Here is a 17803-nt window from a genome sequence, read left to right as displayed (position 1 = left end):
GGGACGGGGCTGCGGCCGCTTCACATCGCTCGGCGCTTCCTCAGCTCAGCAAGCCATGTCCGCACCTGTTCGTCGTCGTGCAGGTAGCCGCCGCTCTCGCCCGCAGGGAGATCGATTCCGTAGAGGCGGTTCAGCGCCCACCAGGAGAGGTCGTCCCAGACGATCCCGTCCTCCATCACCCACCTGGCCGCCCAGCGATCGGCCTCGTCCCTGTTCAGCCGACCCACGACAAGGTGCTTGACGCGGCATTAGCGACTGGTGCTCCCGCTTCCCCAACCTCGTCAGCGGGAATCCCCCTCCTCGACCGGCTGATCAATACCAGCCGCCGGGCCATCATCAACGGCCCGAGTTACCGCCCCGACAGGCGGCGAACAACCCACCGAGAAGCGGGATCATCCTCCAGGAAGGTAGCTGAGAATTCGGTGGACGCCATCGGGATACTGCCGTCATGGCCGTTACCCAGCAGCTCGCCCGGATCCCGGCGGAGTATCTCGCCGCCTGCCGCCAGTCCGCCAGCGCGTCCCCCGACGGCGACCCTCACTGGGATCCGCCGCCGCCGGACGTGCTGGACCTGGACTGGGCGTCGACCCTGCTGATAGGCGCCGGTGAGCCGGCCGGGCTCGACGACGTCCATCTCGACGCCCTCCGCCAGGCGACCAGCGGCGACACCGCTCTCGACCTGCGCTTCCTCACCACCCACCCGCACGCCGTCGGCCCCTTCGGGCCCCCACCCACCACCCTTGCCACGGCTCAAGTGGTGCACGTTTCCGCACTACTCGCACAGATCGACATGCCCGTCCTCCTGGCAGCCCTGCCCACCGACGACAGTGAAGCCGCATCCTTGATCGGCCACGGGGCCGACCAGATCACCGGCGGCCCGAGAAGCGTATGGGTCCGAGCGCAGCCGCATCACCGGCCCGGCCACTGCAGCAGGGCGCGGCTGAGTCGGTCCTGGCGGCAGGCACATCCGAAGTCCCCCGCGGTACTGTGCGCCGCGCATCCAGCCTTGCCCTGCGTTTTGCGCCCACCATCGGCCCGTAGGGTCGACCAGCGCGTTCACGAGCCATTCGCGAACAGCACCGAGTCGGTGAGCTCGAAGAGCGCATGGGTGTGAGCGTAGAGCCTTTTGTAGGACCCGGCCCGAAAGAGCTCGACAACACGTCCAACGCCTCGCCTGCGAGCGCATCGACGGACAGACGGATACGCAACGCCCGTTGTCTTGCACTTCGTGACTCGACATCTCGAAGCGTAGGGATCGGCCGCCAGCCCTTCCGACGAGTCAAGGCTGAGAATTCAGGTCTTGCTCGGAACTGGTGTGAGCCCCGTCCTTAACGGGCGGAGGGGGCGCTGTGGCGCCCCGCCCTCCGGCGGGCCCTCAGCAGTGTCCGCAGTGTGCCCCACAGTGGGGGTTTGGCCGGGCCGCGCAGCAGTCGGGCACCGCGGGCGAGGGCTGCATCTGCGGTGAGCAGTTCGATCTCGACCACTGCTCGCAGCAGGGCCTGGCCGGGGACGGCGGCCACGTGGGTCACTTCCCTGGCAGCCAGCAGGGATCTGCGCGCTGTCTGGACCTGATCGGCCACCAGTTCTTCGAGCTCCGGCGATTCGTGGCCTGCAGCGAGGTCGTCCACGGTCAGCGAGAAGCGTTTCAGTGCTTCTTCCGGGATGCCCATCCGCCCTTCCCGCAGGTCCTCGGCGAGGTCGTTGAGGAAGTCGAGTCGCTGGCTGCCGTCGATGAGCGTCCGGCAGGCACTGCGGAACCTGCCGTCGTCGTTGTGCGGGCCGAGCAAGGTGCCGACCAGCATGAAGGCGGGCAGCGAATAGGAATCCAAGTAGACCTGGTAGTCGGTCTCGGAGGTGAAGCCGGAGAATTCCAACTCGGCCGTGGCAGTGGCCAGATACTCCTCCACGACTTCTCGGAGCCGCGGATAGGCACTGATCGTGTGACACAGTGCCAGGATCAGTGGGTCATCGCACTCTTCGGTCTCCAGTGCCGTGCGGACCCGCTGTTCCCACTTCTCCCATGCCGTGACTCGCTGCGACGCCGACCCGGTGTCCAGAAGGTTGTCCCCCTGATGCATGAAGGCGGTAGCGGCCACAACGTGGGGCAGCACGGCGGGCGGCAGCAGGACTCGCGCCGCCACGTACGAGGCTGGGCGGAACCGCCTCACCGCTCTGCGCTGGGCGTCGTAGGCACTGCGTAACTCCGGTCCTTGGATCCCCGCAGACTCCAGGCAGCGATTCCATGCGGTCATGGGCTGATCGTAGGCCAGCGGCAGCTCGCCCCCCGCTGACGCGGAGGTCGAGGATCCGGGCCTCCTCGCGTCGTCGTTCGAGCACTCACGCGAGTCGCCAGCTCGCAGCCCGCGCCGACGAAGTATGACCAGGTGCGGACCCGCCAGGCAGGACCGCCTCTCGGCCGGACAAGACCGAGCGTGTCCTTGATGAGCGGAAGGATATGGCGGCGGTGCTTCGTCGGCAGGGAGAGCATGGTGTCCGTGAGTTCCCGAACTTCCGGGCCTTCCGGATTTTCCAGCTCCGGTTTGCTGAGAGCCGCCTCGAGCGCCGCGCGGAGTCCAAGCTGGCACGGCAGGTGCGGGCTGCTCGCCAGCAGACGTGGCGGCCGTGGCCATACCCCAGGTCAGTGAGATCCACGTAGTCGTCTCCGGCCCGCTCGCCGCCTGCGCCATGCCGAGGTGACTGCTCATCAGTCCCAGTGTCACGACTCCCGCGCTACCGACTCACCTCCGGCCCCCCTGTTCGAGACAAGCGGGCGGAACAACCCGCCTCATGGGGCCGGAGGTGAAGGTGACCGGCACCATATGGCCGTCATCGCCGAGGAGTTCAATGAAACCGGCGCTATTCCCGCGAGTCTTGATTGCCGCCGAGCCTGCTGATTGGGTGGCTGACATGTCTGATCTTGGACCGGCCGCCTGGCCACCTGCGCCGATAAGGACCGAGAGGCTCCTGCTCCGTGAGCCCGAGGCCCGGGACCGTGCGGCGTTCATCGAGCTGCTGGCGTCGCCAGAGGTGCACACCTACCTCGGCGGGCCCCGCCCGCGTGACGAGCTTGAGCGCGAGATGCCCGAGGTGCCCGAACGGTGGCCCGGCAGTTTCGTCGTCGATCTCGGCGGGGCGATGATCGGCCAGATCCTGTTCAGGAGAGTACCGGGGCACGGTCGCCCGGCTGCTGCGGGGGAGATCGATCTCGGCTACCTGTTCCTGCCGCGAGCGTGGGGATTCGGGTATGCCACCGAGGCATGCGCGGCAGCACTCGACTGGTTCGATGGCGTCCTTCCCGGCGACCCGGTCGTACTCCACACCCAGACCGCCAACGTCGGCTCGATGCGCCTCGCGGCAAAGCTGGGGTTCACTGAGGTAGAGCGGTTCCATGCCTGGGATGCCGAGCAGTGGCTCGGCCTGCGGTCCCCCCGTCTACGACCTGTCGCGCCGATGGCAGCGGAACGGCACGTGGCACGGGAACCTTAACCCGGTGCCAGTCCCTGGCCGAGGCGATGGACTGCGATCAGGTGGGACCCGAGCGTCGACTCCATGGTGCGCCGCGCTCATCAGCGTGCGGCCGGTGCCCGCAGGCAGGGTGACTGCCAAAGGCACCACCAGGGCACGGCTTCTGCCGCTCGTCCACGTCCGACAGGGTGGGCCGGGCTCCGCACCGCGATGAAATCGGTGTGCGTACCGGTCCGGGGGAGTGAGACAGTCACTGCCGTGACCTTGATGAACGTGCTCGTCGACTTTGCGCGAACCGGCCGGATCGGTCCGCTCCACTGTGGAATGCCCCTGGCCGAGGCCGAGGAACTCCTCGGTCCGGGGCGGCCGCACCCGGCCCACGTCCTGAAGGGGCCCGACATCGACGGCTACCCGTACTCCTGGGGCGGACTCAGGCTGGACGTCACCAGGCGGGCGGTCAGCGGTATCTGGATCCATCTCTGGCCCGGTTCGACAGCAAAGCTGCCCGCTCTCGTCCTGCCCGAGTCAGAGTCGTTTGAGGCCGCTGTACTCCGTGAGGAACTGATCACGGCCCTCGACACCGCAGGCTGTGAGCATCACGTCAACGACACCCTCACCTTCGGCCAGCAGTCCAGCATCCTCACCCGGCCCGCTGACGTCTACGCCGTCTTCAGCCTCCCGGGCCGGGACAACCACGTGCCTCACCGAGACCGTCACTACCTCGACGTGATGCACACGTACACAGCTTGACATCGCCGATTCCACACAAAGGCGATAACGCTCAAGAGGCAGCCACCTCAACGGCGACCGGCCGCTGAAACCCAAGCCGCGCGCTCACACGGCCGCCGAACTCGCCCACCGCCTACGCGCCTTCAGCCCGTTGGCCGAGCAGCCCCGGACACAGCAGGCCGAGAGCGTCCACGTGCACGACGAAACCGGCACCGCCTGCATCCACATCGTCCCGCGCCCCGACGGCTCATTCGCCGACGCCCTGGCCGCGCTCCTCCACGCCACCGGCTCAGCCCTCAAGTACCGCCACGAACGCAGGCACGCCGTGGCCGCGCACGGCTCGGTGCTCCTGGACGACGGCACCGCCGTCCCGGCGTCCGCCCTCACCCGGTAAGAACACAGAAGGCGTCCGCAACCACCGGACCTGGCTTCGGACGCCGGCCCGCCCGCGACCCTACCCGCCGCCCACCCGACTGGAGATCCCCAGATGTCCATATGGCCGTCGATCGTGGCCGTACTCGGCACCCTCGCAGGCGCCCTCACCGCCGGCCTCCTCCAACACCGCTCAGCCCGCACCGCACGCGCCGAGGAACGCGCCGACAACCACCGCCAGGACCAACTCGCCGCCGTCACCGACTTCGCGGCCGCCCTGGACGCGCACCGCTCGGCGATTTTCCACCGCGAACGCCTGGCCCTGTCCGCGGCGGGCACCGAGCACCAGATGGAGGCCCAGACCAGGTCCCACGAGACCCGGGCGGCCGTCACCGCGCCGCACATCCGCCTTCAGGTCCTGATCCCCGACCTGGCCGGCCCCGCTCAGCAGGCCGCAGACGCCACATACGCGCTCCGCAAGGCCAGCGACCGCACCGATCTGGACGCCCGCCGGCATGCGGCCAAGGAAGCGGCCACGGCGTTCGTCTCCGCGGCCGCCGCGCTGCTGAGCCCAGACAACCGCTGAGTAAAAGGGGACCTGCAGGCCGGTACCCCCTTGCAGCCCTCGCGGGTTGCCCTTGGCGAGGGCGCTCCCTGTGAGCGGCGGCGGCACGCCCCACGGCCCTGTCCACTCGGGCTGAGCCCGGGCACCAGCCAGGGCGGCCCGAATTATCTGCACTTTCCCACCGTGGAAAGGATGATCACCCAGCGGCAAGACTCTGGCCGGGAGCCGCCCGATGCCTGTGCCGCCGGGGTGCGGGTCCGATGGCGGTCAGCCAATAAGTCAGTAAACGGAGGATGAGTATGCGTTCTAGCAGGAACATCTCGGCTCTTCTTGCCACGGGCGCCGTGGTCCTCGGCTCCCTGGCCGCCGCACCACAGGCATCGGCCGCGGAGTCGTGCGACGCCGGAAAGCTGTGTCTGTACCGAAGCACGCTGTACCGGACCATGATGTTCGAGACGGGGAGGACCGACCGCTGCTTCAGACTGGCGGACTACGACCTGGGTCCCGGCCTCTACAGCATCTGGTCCTACGACAACAACCTGCCGGTGAAGGTGGACTACTGGAAGGCGACGCAGACGACCGCCTACCTGATCGGTACCACCCGTCCCGGAGGCTCCAGCAGCAACACCTCGCAGGCCCTGGACGAGGCGAACCTGATGTGCACGGGCGGCGCCGGACCGTACTGGCCGCCGGTGCTCGAAGAGGTCTGACACCGCCACACCGCCATGCCGCCGCACCGCCACACGACCATCAGTGAGGGGCCCGGAAAGTAAGGTGCGGTCGGCTGAGCCGGGGTGATAGGCAAGCGATGTGACAGAGACTCTTGAGTATTCCGCCCTGCTGCAACTGATCGACGAGCGTTCGGCCGCGTTCCGTAGTGCGGTTGAGGCCGCGCCCAGCCTCGACGCGCCCGTGCCGTCCTGCCCGGAGTGGACGCTGTTCGATCTGGTGCAGCACCTGGGTACGGGCCAGCGCTGGTGGGCCGCGATCGTTGCCGCCGGCCCGGCCGAGGCCCCGCCGGCCAAGGACACCGCGCAGGTGCCGCGCGAGCTGGAGGCGCTGCTGGCCTGGTACGACGAGTCGAACGAACTGCTGCTGAGCGCGCTGCGCGAGGCCGGCCCGGAACGCGAGTGCTGGACATGGTGGCGCGCCGGCGTCTCACCGGCGAACGCCTGGGGCGTTGCCCGGCGCCGGGTGCACGAGGTGCTGGTGCACACCTACGACGCCCAGCTCGCCGCAGGAGCCGTGCAGCCGATGCCGGCCGATGTCGCGCTCGACGGCGTGGCCGAGTTCCTCGACACCTGCAACTCCACCCCGGCGGCCTGGCCGCACGAGCCCGCCACCATCCACTACCACGCCACCGAGGGCCGCTCCTGGCTCCTCTCACTGGACGCCACCGGCGCCTGGCCCGCACCCCTCACACACGACGCCGCGCCCGCCTCCGCTTCAGCCACGGGCACGGCCGAGCAACTGCTCCTCTTCGTCTGGGGCCGCCTCACCCTGAGCGACCTGAAGGTCGAGGGCGACCAGCAGGTGTTCGAGCAGCTGATCGCCTGGGAGCCCGAGGAGTAGCCATGTCTCGGAGCGCCGAGGGCTGGCGGACCTCCCCCCCGAGTCAGATCCCAGACACGCCACTGCCTGGTAAGCAGGCGCCCCATGCCGACTCAGGAGACGGGTGACGCAGGGGGCGATTGGCTCTATCCGACAAGTCGTGGTGAGACCTTGGTGGCAACCACGATGTCTCTAACCTTGACGTCGTCCTTCAGCCCGCCTGCTACACCCACGAAGATGTGCCCGTGTCACCCGGCCTCTCACACGGGTGCGTGGGCGCGGAAAGCCAGACACGAGCCGAGGGCGAGGGTGATCCGCGTCGCATCCTTCTGGCACTCCTCGGGCGTCAACTTGTCATCGAGCAAGGTGCAGTGCTCGACACAACGTACGGCGCATGGAAGTACCTGTACTTCACCAACTGACCCTGAGTGGCGCTGGACCTCTCGCAGGTCTGCCAGATGAAGACCCCTCTGCGGGTAACCACTCCGGCGATGCAGCAGTCGTCTCCGGTGCCGTCCGCGCCGTCGAGCCGGGTCAGGCCGCCCTCTCCGACGACCTGACCTTCTCTGCCTCAAAACTCGCCGCACAACGGGAGGAAGCGGGAGAGACCAGCGGATCGCTGCGCCGTGGGCTGCGCAAGGCGCAGCGATCCGTGCCGTGAGGCCGCCCGGTCCGCCCACGGTGACCAGGTGGAGCAGCAGCATCGATCTCGGCAGGGTCAGTAGGCGCGTGCCACGACGGCGATGTTGCCGGGCTGGTCGTCGCTCTCGGGAACCGAACCGTCTGCGGCGACCAGGCACCGCACGGTGACGCCCTGTTCGGCGAGCTTGGCCTCACCCTCCACGCCCAGCGTTTCCCAGGCAATGCGCGCCCAGCCGGTGCTCGCCGCCTCCGCAGCCTCCTCGACCGTGGTCACCTCGACGGTGCGGTCGTGGCGACGCTTACGGGACTGCGCCAGCAATAGCGCCTGGTCGTCCTCCAGTACCGTGGGCAGGATCTCGGGCAGTGCCCCGATCGGCGTCGGCTCCTTGCTTCCCGCTACGCGGCGGACCAGCACGGCAGTCCCGTTCTCCACGTCACGTGGCCCGACCTCGATACGTACCGGCACTCCCTTGAGCTCCCAGTCGACCGCCCGGCGGCCGAACGGCGTGTCGGTGCGGTCATCGACGTGTACGCGGAGACCAGCCGCCTTCAGCCGGTCAGCGATCCCGCGGACCGTGTCCAGGACCGCGTCGTCGCCCTTGACGGCCACGACGACCACCTGAACCGGGGCCAGACGCGGCGGGATGCGAAGGCCGTCATCGTCGCCGTGCATCATCACCAGTGCGCCGACCATCCGGGTCGTGGAACCCCAGGACGTCTGCCAGACGTATTCCTCACGGCCGTCCTTCGACAGGTAACGCGTCTCGAACGCCTTGGCGAAGTTCTGGCCCAGTTCGTGGCTTGTGGTCAGCTGGAGGGCCTTGCCGTCGCCCATCATGCCTTCCAGGGTGAGCGTGTTGATCGCGCCGGCGAACCGCTCCCTGACCGTCTTGCGACCCGGTACGGCATCCATGGCGAGGACGTTCTCCAGGAAGTCGGCGTACACCTCCTGGTGGATGCGTGCGGCGTAGTCCCGGGCGTCCTCGTAGGTGGCGTGTGCCGTGTGGCCTTCCTGCCACAGGAATTCCGTCGTACGAAGGAACACGCGCGGCCTCAGCTCCCAGCGGACCACGTTCGCCCACTGGTTGATCAACAGCGGAAGGTCGCGGTAGCTCTGCACCCACTTGGAGAAGTAGTCGTTGACGATCGTCTCCGACGTGGGGCGGACGACGATGGGCTCCTCCAGCTCCTTGCCGCCGCCATGAGTGACGACGGCCAGTTCGGGCGCGAAGCCCTCGACGTGCTCGGCCTCCTTCGTCAGGTACGACTGCGGGATGAAGAGCGGAAAGTACGCGTTCTGTGCGCCGGCCGCCTTGATCCGGGCGTCCATCTCCTGCTGCATCCGCTCCCACAGGCCGTATCCGTACGGTCGGATGACCATGGTGCCGCGCACCGGCCCGTTGTCGGCCAGTTCGGCCTTGCTGACCAGGTCCTGGTACCAGCGGGGGAAGTCGTCCGCCTGCGGTGTGAGAACGGGTGCTTTTGCCATGACGCGCAGAGTAGGACGTGGCTCCACCAAGGCGCGACCCGATTACGTGCGGGCCGCCGCCAGAGCCATCGGGCCGGGCACCGTTACGCAGGACATCGGCGCGCACGGGCGGACTGGGAAAGGCGAGGTGGCCGGAGTGGAAGCCGGCGCGTGCTATGTAAGGGATCTGCGGGTGGGCGTACGGGTTGGCGATGAACTCCTCCCACAGAGTGGGGGTTCGCGTGCCCACCGCGGCCGCCGATGTGGTGCTGGCCGGCCACAGCTGTGCCCGCCGCGACGCCGAGGGCGGTGCCGAGAAGGGTCCGTCTGGTGAGGTCCATGACTGCCTTTCGCGTTGTACGGGTGCGGGGACGCGGGCCGGTGGCGTGGCCGGGGAGCGGGTCGGCACGGCACAGGTGGCACGCCGGACGGACCGGGCTCCCCCGGTGCTGGGTCAGGTGAGCGTTCCCAGAGGGCGGGGGTGTTGGGCGGTTCCCAGCCTGTCTGTGAGGTGTGGGCCTGGAGGCAGCGGCAGCCGGTTCCGGCGTAGGTGACCTGGTCCCATGGCGTACGCGATGCCTGTCTGCCAGCTGTCCGGTGCCGTTGGTGTCGGTGTCGGTGTCGGAGTGGGGGTCGGCGAGGGGGAGGCGCCTGTGGTGCCGTAGACCTTGAACTCGTAGAGCGAGTAGCCGTACGGGGTGCTCCGCTGGGTGCCGTACATCCGCACGTAGCGGGCGTTGCCGCTCACGGTCAGTTCATCGCTGCCGCCGTCGCCGCTGTGGACGGTGGGGTGAGGTCGGTCCAGGACGTTCCGTCGGTGGAGGACTGGATCTTGTAGGCGGAGGCGTAGGCGGCCTCCCAGTCGAGCCGGACGCGGGAGAGCGCGGCGGTGGTGCCGAGGTCGACGGCGAGCCACTGGGGGTCGCTGCCCTCGGCGGAGGCCCAGCGGGTGGCGGTCTGCCCGTCGACGGCCTTGCCGGGCTCGTAGCCGGCGCCCTGGATGGAGGAGGCGGTGGCCGGTCTGCCCTGGGAGAGCAGGGTCTCGGCGCCCGGCGCCGCTGCACGTCGTCGTACGAAGCGGTCCCGCCCACTTCAGCGATCCGGCGCAGAAGAGCGCCCCTGGCATCAGCGATGCGACCATCTCGAACAGCATCCGGTCGCTCCAACCGTCCCCAATATCTTCGTCGCTCAGGTCCTGCGGTCCCGCGAACGCGTTCACCACCGGGGCGCCAGGCCAGCCGCGAGGGACGGCTGGGCGCAGGCCGTAGGCGACCTGGAGCAGCAACCGCCTGCTTGGAGGTATTCGGTCTCGGTATCGATCGTCAGCCGAACGACGCCCCGTAGTCGCTCTCGCCATCCTTCCCCAGCGGAGGCTGTGGTCCCTCCCTGCGTACTGATGCGTGCCGAGGGCCAGAGTCACCCAGTGGGCACAGTGCGCTGCCGCGCGGGCGGTGTCCCCCACATTGCAGGCCGTTCAGCTTGTGCTTTATCCACTCGTCTTTGTCAGTGGCACAGGTGATCGTGGTGATCATCATGCGGAAGACTGTGTGCGTGACGCTTCCTACTCCGCTTGCCGCTGCTGAAGAGATCTACGATCACCTCATTGATCAGCTCAACCTCGTCCTGCGCCGGCCCGGGATGTACGGGGGCGAGGTGGCTTTCCGGAGCCTGATTGACCACCTGCTGTTCATCGAGCACCAGCCCGAGGCGTGGAACCAGCTGAAGCAGAATTGGGAAGAGCAGGGGCTCTGGACCCCCATCGGCCCCAGCGGGGCATTCCAGGATGTCTTCCCGGCGCAGGCTGACTGCTGCGAAGTGGCCTCGGTATACGCGGAGTTCGCGCACCGGCGCGGCTGGCTCAAGCCCGATCGGGTTCTCACAGCTGAGGAGTACGAGGCCCTCACAAGCCGAGTCCGGGGGTGGGCCGCAGTTGACCGTACCTGGGCCGACGTGACGGCGGAGTTCGGCCCTCCCTCTGTGCTGTTCGGAGGGAGCAATCCTCTGTACGGGAAGACGCTCGGCTATCTCTCGGAGGATCCGCAGCAGCCGACGGTGGTCTTCCACCTATGGAACGGCAGCGAGCCGGGGGCCGAAACGTGGCCGCCCGGGCATGCGCAACCGTTGCTCCTCGCAGTGCGTTTCGGCGGCGGCTCGTTCCGCGGATCGTTGACCTTCACCCCCGAGGGCGATCGGAGAAAGCCGACGATCGGGGATCCTTGCCTGCCGCAGTAGCGGTCCGGCGGCGAGCGCAGGTCACCCGCATGGGGTTTTCCAGGACAGCGGACCAGCCCCCGCATGATTCTGGACCTCCAGGAGGTACAGGACCCGACGCGAAGACAGTGCTGGTGAGCGTGGTGGAACAGGGCGTGCTGGACGATCCGCTTGCGGAACTGTCACGGTTCCGGGGGTCTTCTACGATTGCCTGACCGGGCGGCGCGACGCACTGTTCGAGCTCACGGACGCGGTGCTGTGCAGCCACGGGCCCGCCAGGACGCTGGCGGGCCTGGCGCTGGCGCCCGAGCACCGGCGCGGGCACGGAGCCCAGTACGGTGCGTTGAACCGCGGCCGGGTGGACGTCGAGCGGCTGCGGTCGGATCTGGCCGGCCTGCCGCTGCCGAGGGCCGCAGACGGACCCTGGTGCTGGGGGTGGACGTCTCGCCGTGGCTGCGGCCGGACGCGTAGACGTGCTCGGACCGCTCGTTCTGCCACACTCGTTCTGCCACACCTTCGGCCGTGGCGACGCCAAGCACCAGATGATCCCGGCTTGGCCCTACTCGTCCGTGGTCGTGCTGGAGACCGGGCGGACGTCGTGATCGGCGGTGCTCGACGCGGTGCGGCTGGAGCCCGGCGCCGACATCGCGTCCGTCACTGCCTCCCCTCGCGGCACGGCAGTCCGGTTGACCGGTGCCGGGCAGTGGAAGGCCGGTGATCCGTAGATCCTGGTAGTGATGGACGCCGGTTACGACGCCCCGCGGATCGCGCACCTGCTCGGCGACCTGCCGGTGCAGGTCCTCGGCCGGCTCCGCTCGGACCGGGGCATGCGCCGCCCGGCGCCCAGCCGCGTGGAGTTCGCCGCCGCCAACCCGGCCGGTGGCCGGTCGCCCAAGCACGGTGGCGAGTTCGTCTTGGGTGACCCCGCCACCTGGGGCGTCGAGCGGGTGGTGGCCTGGCTGGAGCACGACGGACCGCTGCCGGTGATCGAGGGGCACCGTGATCCGGCTGGCGCTCGAGAAGCTGCCCAGAGGTGGGGTGAACCGGCCAGTCTGGCTCTGGTGGTCGCGCACCGGTGCCGGACCCGGCGGACGTCGACCGCTGCTGGCAGTCGGGTCCTGGATGTGGTCCTCACCCGGCGCAGTACGACCCGCCGCGGGCGGCTTCGCCCCTGGTGACTGGTCGCGGTGAGCGCAACGAGCGGGGCCGGCTCGGCGACGCGCTTGCAGAAGCCGCCGCCATACCGGAACAGGCCCGCCGCGCCGCCAGCAAGCCCTTGCGCGCGACCCTACTTCTGACGATCGTGCACCGGCCCGTACTCAACCACCCGAAGGCCCCCGAGTGGGAGCAACTGGCCGCAACCGCCGGCATGGTCACCACCTTGTCGCCGCTCCTGCACGGCCACGGCTTTGCGTCGATCTGGCGCACCGGCGGCGCAGTCCAGGCACCACGGTCCGCAAATACCTCGGCATCGACGACGACGAACAGCTCCTGGGCTGGCTGTACGTCGGCACGCGGCCGGCGGATGAGGCCATCAAAATGCGCGTACCGACATCCGAGGCAAGGTGATCTGGTCTCGGGCGGCTGAGCCTGCCAGCACATGCACTCCCTGACGCCAAGGTCAGCCTCGCCCCGGAGGACACCACCACGGTGAACCTCCCGACCTGGGCCTGGCTCGACAAGGCCGTCTTCGACGAGGTCCAGGCCACCGCCTCCCTCAGCGTCGCCGGCTTCAACGTCGAGGCCACGACGACCGCCAAGCCCGCCGCCCTCAAGCTGGAACCCGGCACCCCCGACGCCGAGACGTACCCGCCCTCGGGCGAATGCGCCCTGAACGCCGCCGACTCCATCGGCGAGCCCTACGCCAAGGGCAAGGCCGACCGGACCCCACCTTGCGGCCTGCGCTACCTCCGCTCCTCCGGCAACGGCACCTTCACCCTCAAAGCCACCATCACCTGGGACATCACCTGGACCGGCACCGGCGGCGCCGGCGGCGACCTGCCCGACGGCACGTTCGGTAACGACCTGGCCGTCACCGTGCAGGAAATCCAGGCCATCAACCGATGAGCAGTGAGAAAGGGCTCGGGCCACCTGTATGGGCCGAGTTCGACTACCTGCCCTTTACGATGGCCTGGCGTGTCGGAAGGGTCGGATCCGCCTACCGGTTCACGACCGCCCGGCCGCGCATTTCCAGCTGGTCGGCGGAGGAACGAGAGGCGTCAGGAATATGAGTGGGGTCACCTTCGAGCTGCAACGCGTTGCGTCCGTCAACGGGGGCCGTGGGGAGGTCTTGTCGTGGGTAGGGCAGGTGAACGGGCTCGGTGGAATCCAACTGGCCTTTCCCACGGAGCACAGCGACTATCCATCGGAGTACTGCGAGGTGGCGGTGAGCGGTGAGAGCTTCCCACTCACCACGTATCTCGGGCTCCGGTACCTTCGACGGCCGCTGTTTGCCCGCGGCGAGTTTCGTGTCGACTGGGATCCCGCCGTCCTCTCGGACATGCATGGTGGCCGGGACGAAGGGCCGTGCCCTGCGGATTCAGATCAAGGGGCGTTCCTATCCGTACGCACAGCGGGGCGGCAAGTGCGGGCACGAACTAGCTCGGAACGGTGCCGGTGTGCAAATGGCACGATCCAGTTGGAGGAAGCCCCGCACGATTTCGGGGACCTGCTTCGGCGAGGCGGACGCCCTCGACATTAGTGTCGCGCTCGTTGTTGAGGGCGTCTGTACACGGAATTTGTCGGTGGGCGGTGCGCTTGTATCGATGCCCGGACGTGTTCTCAATCGGTTCAACGATCTCTGATTCACAAGAGGACCAAAAAGTATGCCTTCCATCAATAGTGCCCGGCGTCGGCTCCGGCTGTCCGACTTCCTTACCCGACCTTTGACCTGTGGCGACTCGTACATTTGTGCAGGTAGTTGGGTCAACCAGTTGTGACCACGGCCCGTTGCGGAGATTCACGCAGCCGACTTGGCGGATCGTTCCGGGCATAGCTGTGTCACAGCGGACTTCGATGCTGGACAGTGTTACGGGGGTTCGACGGCGCGGGCCATGCAGGATTCGTGAACCGCCAGGCTGAGATGGACCGGCCGGTGCCCCGCTGGATGCGGACCGCCGCCAGTTCGAGTGCGGTCAGCTGCACCACCCGCGGTCAGCGTCCCGGTGGGAAACCGTAATCACGGGGGTGGGGGATCGTATGACGCTGATCGACTGGTCAGTCCTGGAAGGCGGGCCGCCTGGTCGGGGAGACCGGCAAAGGTGCGGAGGCCGTCCCCACCGACCGCACACTGGTACGCCCTGGGAGGCCGCCGCCAGGCGGTGGCCTCAATGGTCAAGCTGGACCTCGCCGTCGACGTGCACACCATGGACTTGATGGCCCAAGCCACCGTGGACTGACTCCACGTACGCAGCCCCCTATGCCTGGTGCTCTCCGCCACCGGAATGTGTGTCCGTTTCGGAACGGGGCGGGCGTCGTTGAATGCGGCAGATCCTCCGCTGATGCGGACGAGGTCCTGAGTGAGATGCAGTAGGAAGGGCCTTCAGCGTTGGGTGTGAGAACTGCCAGCCGTGAAGACAGTAATGATCTCGACCGGCTGTCCGACATTGCCATGGGGGAGCGATCGTCCTTGGCGCAGTCACAGGATGAGACTCTCGGGGCGATCGTCTCCCGCTTCGGCGGCGAGTTCTCCGTGAAGCCTTTCGGGCGGGCGCGAGCAGTGGTGGCCGAGCGGGAGGCAGGCGGCCGAGCGTGCGGCCTGGCGTATGTGGTTCCTCCAGGCCGGCTGATGCGCCACCACGCGGCCCAGGGGAGGGCCGCGCAGAGCGTGCTCGCTCGCATGATCGCGGAGATCGACCTGCTTGCGGTGGACGCCGATGTGCGAGGACGGGGCATTGGCACCGCCGTGTTGGGCGAGGCGGAGCGGTGGCTCGAGAGCCGGGGATGCCGGGTTGTGATGGCGAAGGTCGCCCGCGGTGACTATGAGGTGATGCGCTGGTACCGCAGGCGCGGCTACCTGATCGCGGCGCAACAGGAGCCATTCTGGGCATCACTGCCAGGCTTTGATCTTCGGTGCGACGACGGTAACGACGGCTACCAACTCGCCCTGAAAGGACTTGGGGTATCGCTGCGCCGCGCCCGGATGGGAGCGGGCACATACGTGACAGTGAGATCCTCCAGAGTCCACCCACAGGCCCGTGCGCTTCTGCACACGAAAGCCGAGCCCGCAGTCAGTCCTTGAGAGCTGATGGTGCAGGGACGGTGTCCGTCGGCGGTCGCACCACGCCCGGGAATCGCGCGGCCCCCGTCACTGGGGAGCCAACGGGAGCGCGCAGCGGGCGGCAGCCACTCGGCTCGGTCCCTGTCGCCCTTGGCCTGGTTGACATTTTCGGTGACCGCGACAAGGGACTCTCGGCGCCTTGGTGTTTGGCGTACGCCTTGTTCCGGTGTCCAGGCCGAGGCGCCGCGTGGGGTGAGGGGCTGGGCGGCGAGCGCGGCGGCTGACAGGCCCCGCGGCGGAGTGTGGATCGCGGCGCGGTCCGCGTCTAACGGCTCCCCTGTACATCGACGGCGACGGGCAGCACCGCTTCCCCTGTCCCACGCTTACGGCAAGGCGACCCTCGGTGCCGTGGCGGGGACTGCGAGCGGGCGGACGGTCACAGGCGCGTACTGGTAGGCGCCGGGGACCATCGAAGCGGGTTCGGCCGGTTCACCGCTTTCGGTGACCGCCTGGAACCGGGGCGCCAGACTCTCCAGGAACCTGCGAGCGCAGGCCTGGTCGCTGGCCAGACGCTCGCGCGCCAGCTCTCCCCGCCAACCCTCGTCGTGTTCGTGTGAGAGTTCATCCGGGTCGAGGCCGGCAGGCGAGGACAAGGAGACGGTGACGGCCACGCCCGCCTCGCTCAGCCGGACCGTAACGCGCTCCTGATCCCCTGAGGCCAGGGCGCACCGAGCCAGCACTCCCACCTGACGACGGACGTAGGAAGCCTCCCGCGCTGCACTCAGTGCTGCTTCATCCAGCAGACCTTTGGACCGCCACATGATCGTCTGCTCCGACATGCCCGCCGACAGCCCGCGCACTGCCGCTTCCCGCAGCTCGCACCAGGCATTCGTCCGCTGTGCCTCGGCCTTGCGCACAGCGGCACTTGCCGCTCGCAGCCAGCCCGGTGCCTTGTCGGCCGCCGTTGCCAGCAGCACGACGACTGGGTCGGCTTCGGTATCCGTTCCCTCCCACACCCTGGCCCGTACCGGGAAGTCCTTCAAGCCTGCCTGGTCGCAAATGATCTCCGGCACGTTATACGACAGTTCCTGCTGCGCCAGCTCCACCGGCGTGAAGGGCCACTCGTCGTATTCGTAGACCCCGCGGCACTCACTCCCGGAGGAGACAACGTCATAGCGGCGCCACGGCTCGGCCGGGGAAAGCCGCACTTCAATCCAGCATGTGTAGTCGACCATGCCCTCTTCATCGGCCATGAGAGCCGCTTGCATCGATACGGCGATCGGGTGGCCTGACGTCAACAACGTGGCCGGGTCCATCCGGCCCGGTCTTCTTGCTGCCGCGCCCCGGAACCGGGGCGCTAGTGTCGTCGCCCAGGGGTGCGCTGCGCGTCGGCCGGGATCACCCGGATGTTCCACCGTGGCGTGCCCGGCAACGTGCCGGCCAGGCCGGAGGGCGCAGGGGTCTCGCCACCGTCCGCTGTGCCCTGCGGGCTGCGGCTGGTCTGGGGGTGTGTCAGCGGGGGCTCCAGTGGGTGGCGCTGGGTATGGGGGTGGCGAGGTAGCGGCGGGCTGGTGCGCCCAGGCGCGGGGGGCCGAGTGCTTCTCTGAAGGCGGTGAGGAGTTCTTCGACGCGGGTGGCCGGGGGTGGGGTTTCTTCCCGGGCGGGGGGTTTGGTGGGTTGGGGCGGGGAGGCGGGGGAGGGGTCTGGTGCGGCGGCGGTTTCGGCTTCCCATAAGGGCAGGGAGAAGGAGGGTTCGCCGTCGAGGACACGGACGAGACGCTCGATGTCCTCCCACGGGCCGTAGACGGTTCCGTCGAGGAGTTCGGCCACGTGGTCCTGGTCGAGGTCGTGGCCGCTGGTGACGGAGATGGCCCACGGGGTCGGGCTGCCGGCGCGCAGGTGCAGGTAGCGCAGTGCGGAGGCGAGCGACAGGGGGCTGGGCTGGGTGTCGCGGCGGGCGTTGGCCGCTTCCCAGACCTTGCGCAGGACCTCGGGGTCGGCGCCGCAGGCCCGGGCGAGAGCGGCGACGTTCTTCCACGCGGGGAAGCGTTCCCCGGACATCGTCCGGGACAGGAAGCTGGGGGACAGGTTGCTGCGGCCTGCCAGAGCGCGCAGGCTGAGCCCGGAGGCCCGCTGGAGGCTGCTGAGGACGGAGGCCAGGTCTCCGGGCCCTGCGGTGGAGGCCAGGACGCCCGGCACGGCGGCCGACACCGGCGCGGGTGAGGAGCGGTCCGTGCCGTCGCCGCTGCTGTCGGCCCCAGCGCACCCTCTCGGGGCCTGGCCGGCTCGGGCGGGCGGGAACGCCGTGGGCATGGCCGTTCGCGGAGCGGATCGGCGCATCGGCAGAGAGAACTTCTTACGTGCGGTGTCCTTGCTCATGCCGAGCAGCGCTCCGATCTGTTCCCAGGAGGCGCCGCGCTGCTTGGTTCTGGCCACCATGTTCGCAGTGAGGTCTTCGGCGAAGACCTGCAGGCGGACCATCTGCTGCAGGGGTTCGGACACGGCAGCCTCCGGCGCGTCGAGGGCGTCGAGGATGTCCCGGGCCGCCTGCTCGGTCTGCCGCAGTTTCACCCGCAGGGCC

General features: G+C 68.6%; 16 protein-coding genes and 3 pseudogenes. 12 read left to right on the top strand and 7 right to left on the bottom strand.

Annotation, left to right across the window (positions count from 1 at the left end; genetic code table 11):
• Positions 1-20 precede the first annotated feature (20 nt).
• The gene (locus ACSU6M_RS00150; RefSeq protein WP_437065912.1) at positions 21-227 is read right to left on the bottom strand and encodes a hypothetical protein; all 207 of its coding nucleotides are present in this window, start codon (positions 225-227) and stop codon (positions 21-23) included.
• Between the two features lie 221 nt (positions 228-448).
• On the opposite strand from ACSU6M_RS00150, the gene ACSU6M_RS00145 reads away from it, so the two are divergent.
• Entirely contained in the window at positions 449-1114 is a 666-nt protein-coding gene (locus tag ACSU6M_RS00145) for a hypothetical protein (protein ID WP_437065910.1), read from the top strand.
• Between the two features lie 214 nt (positions 1115-1328).
• Here ACSU6M_RS00145 and ACSU6M_RS00140 read toward each other — a convergent pair whose 3' ends face one another.
• Positions 1329-2252 carry a squalene/phytoene synthase family protein gene (locus ACSU6M_RS00140; protein WP_437065908.1) on the bottom strand — a complete coding sequence of 308 codons (924 nt, stop codon included), beginning with the start codon at positions 2250-2252 and terminating at the stop codon, positions 1329-1331.
• A 655-nt stretch (positions 2253-2907) separates the two neighbouring features.
• Between ACSU6M_RS00140 and ACSU6M_RS00135 the strand changes: the two genes are divergently transcribed.
• From ACSU6M_RS00135 to ACSU6M_RS00110, 6 genes are all read left to right on the top strand, one after another.
• On the top strand, positions 2908-3486 hold the full coding sequence (locus ACSU6M_RS00135; protein WP_437074935.1) for a GNAT family N-acetyltransferase: 579 nt from the start codon (positions 2908-2910) through the stop codon (positions 3484-3486).
• A 237-nt stretch (positions 3487-3723) separates the two neighbouring features.
• Positions 3724-4215, top strand: a complete 492-nt coding sequence (locus ACSU6M_RS00130) for a hypothetical protein (RefSeq protein WP_437065906.1) — start codon at positions 3724-3726, stop codon at positions 4213-4215.
• A gap of 172 nt (positions 4216-4387) precedes the next feature.
• Positions 4388-4588 (top strand): hypothetical protein, encoded by a 201-nt coding sequence (locus ACSU6M_RS00125; RefSeq protein WP_437065904.1) that lies wholly within the window; start codon positions 4388-4390, stop codon positions 4586-4588.
• A 93-nt stretch (positions 4589-4681) separates the two neighbouring features.
• A complete protein-coding gene (locus ACSU6M_RS00120) occupies positions 4682-5152 on the top strand; it encodes a protein kilB (RefSeq protein WP_437065902.1) in 471 nt (156 codons plus the stop codon).
• Between the two features lie 278 nt (positions 5153-5430).
• The gene (locus ACSU6M_RS00115) at positions 5431-5841 is read left to right on the top strand and encodes a peptidase inhibitor (protein WP_437065900.1); all 411 of its coding nucleotides are present in this window, start codon (positions 5431-5433) and stop codon (positions 5839-5841) included.
• Positions 5842-5941: 100 nt separating this feature from the next.
• Complete coding sequence (locus ACSU6M_RS00110; protein WP_437065898.1) at positions 5942-6703, top strand: maleylpyruvate isomerase family mycothiol-dependent enzyme; 762 nt, start codon at positions 5942-5944, stop codon at positions 6701-6703.
• A 697-nt stretch (positions 6704-7400) separates the two neighbouring features.
• Here ACSU6M_RS00110 and proS read toward each other — a convergent pair.
• The 3 genes and pseudogenes from proS to ACSU6M_RS00095 form a co-directional block, all read right to left on the bottom strand.
• A complete protein-coding gene (gene proS, locus ACSU6M_RS00105; protein ID WP_437065897.1) occupies positions 7401-8813 on the bottom strand; it encodes a proline--tRNA ligase in 1413 nt (470 codons plus the stop codon).
• 153 nt (positions 8814-8966) lie between these two features.
• Positions 8967-9308 (bottom strand): annotated as a pseudogene (locus tag ACSU6M_RS00100) (hypothetical protein); the annotation flags it as partial.
• 234 nt (positions 9309-9542) lie between these two features.
• The gene (locus ACSU6M_RS00095; protein ID WP_437074934.1) at positions 9543-9794 is read right to left on the bottom strand and encodes a discoidin domain-containing protein; all 252 of its coding nucleotides are present in this window, start codon (positions 9792-9794) and stop codon (positions 9543-9545) included.
• 504 nt (positions 9795-10298) lie between these two features.
• Here ACSU6M_RS00095 and ACSU6M_RS00090 point away from each other — a divergent pair.
• The 5 genes and pseudogenes from ACSU6M_RS00090 (at position 10299) to ACSU6M_RS00070 (ending at position 15243) form a co-directional block, all read left to right on the top strand.
• On the top strand, positions 10299-11024 hold the full coding sequence (locus ACSU6M_RS00090) for a hypothetical protein (protein WP_437065895.1): 726 nt from the start codon (positions 10299-10301) through the stop codon (positions 11022-11024).
• Between the two features lie 232 nt (positions 11025-11256).
• Positions 11257-11367, top strand: a pseudogene (locus ACSU6M_RS00085) (hypothetical protein); the annotation flags it as partial.
• Positions 11368-11740: 373 nt separating this feature from the next.
• Positions 11741-12181, top strand: coding sequence for a transposase (locus tag ACSU6M_RS00080; RefSeq protein WP_437065893.1), 441 nt, complete (start codon positions 11741-11743; stop codon positions 12179-12181).
• 424 nt (positions 12182-12605) lie between these two features.
• Positions 12606-13070 (top strand): annotated as a pseudogene (locus ACSU6M_RS00075) (hypothetical protein); the annotation flags it as partial.
• Between the two features lie 1486 nt (positions 13071-14556).
• Positions 14557-15243, top strand: a complete 687-nt coding sequence (locus ACSU6M_RS00070; protein ID WP_437065891.1) for a GNAT family N-acetyltransferase — start codon at positions 14557-14559, stop codon at positions 15241-15243.
• Positions 15244-15605: 362 nt separating this feature from the next.
• Here the strand turns inward: ACSU6M_RS00070 and ACSU6M_RS00065 are convergent, their stop codons facing one another.
• Together ACSU6M_RS00065 and ACSU6M_RS00060 are read right to left on the bottom strand one after the other, a co-directional pair.
• Positions 15606-16538: a hypothetical protein gene (locus tag ACSU6M_RS00065; RefSeq protein ID WP_437065889.1), complete on the bottom strand. Its 933-nt coding sequence runs from the start codon at positions 16536-16538 to the stop codon at positions 15606-15608.
• A gap of 196 nt (positions 16539-16734) precedes the next feature.
• Positions 16735-17793 carry a helix-turn-helix domain-containing protein gene (locus tag ACSU6M_RS00060; protein WP_437065888.1) on the bottom strand — a complete coding sequence of 353 codons (1059 nt, stop codon included), beginning with the start codon at positions 17791-17793 and terminating at the stop codon, positions 16735-16737.
• Between the last annotated feature and the right edge of the window lie 10 nt (positions 17794-17803).

The organism is Streptomyces sp. enrichment culture (genome assembly GCF_964272895.1).
Classification (GTDB): Bacteria; Actinomycetota; Actinomycetes; order Streptomycetales; family Streptomycetaceae; genus Streptomyces.
Note: the sequence above shows the minus strand (reverse complement) of the source record. Positions and strands in the feature narration are given on the sequence as shown.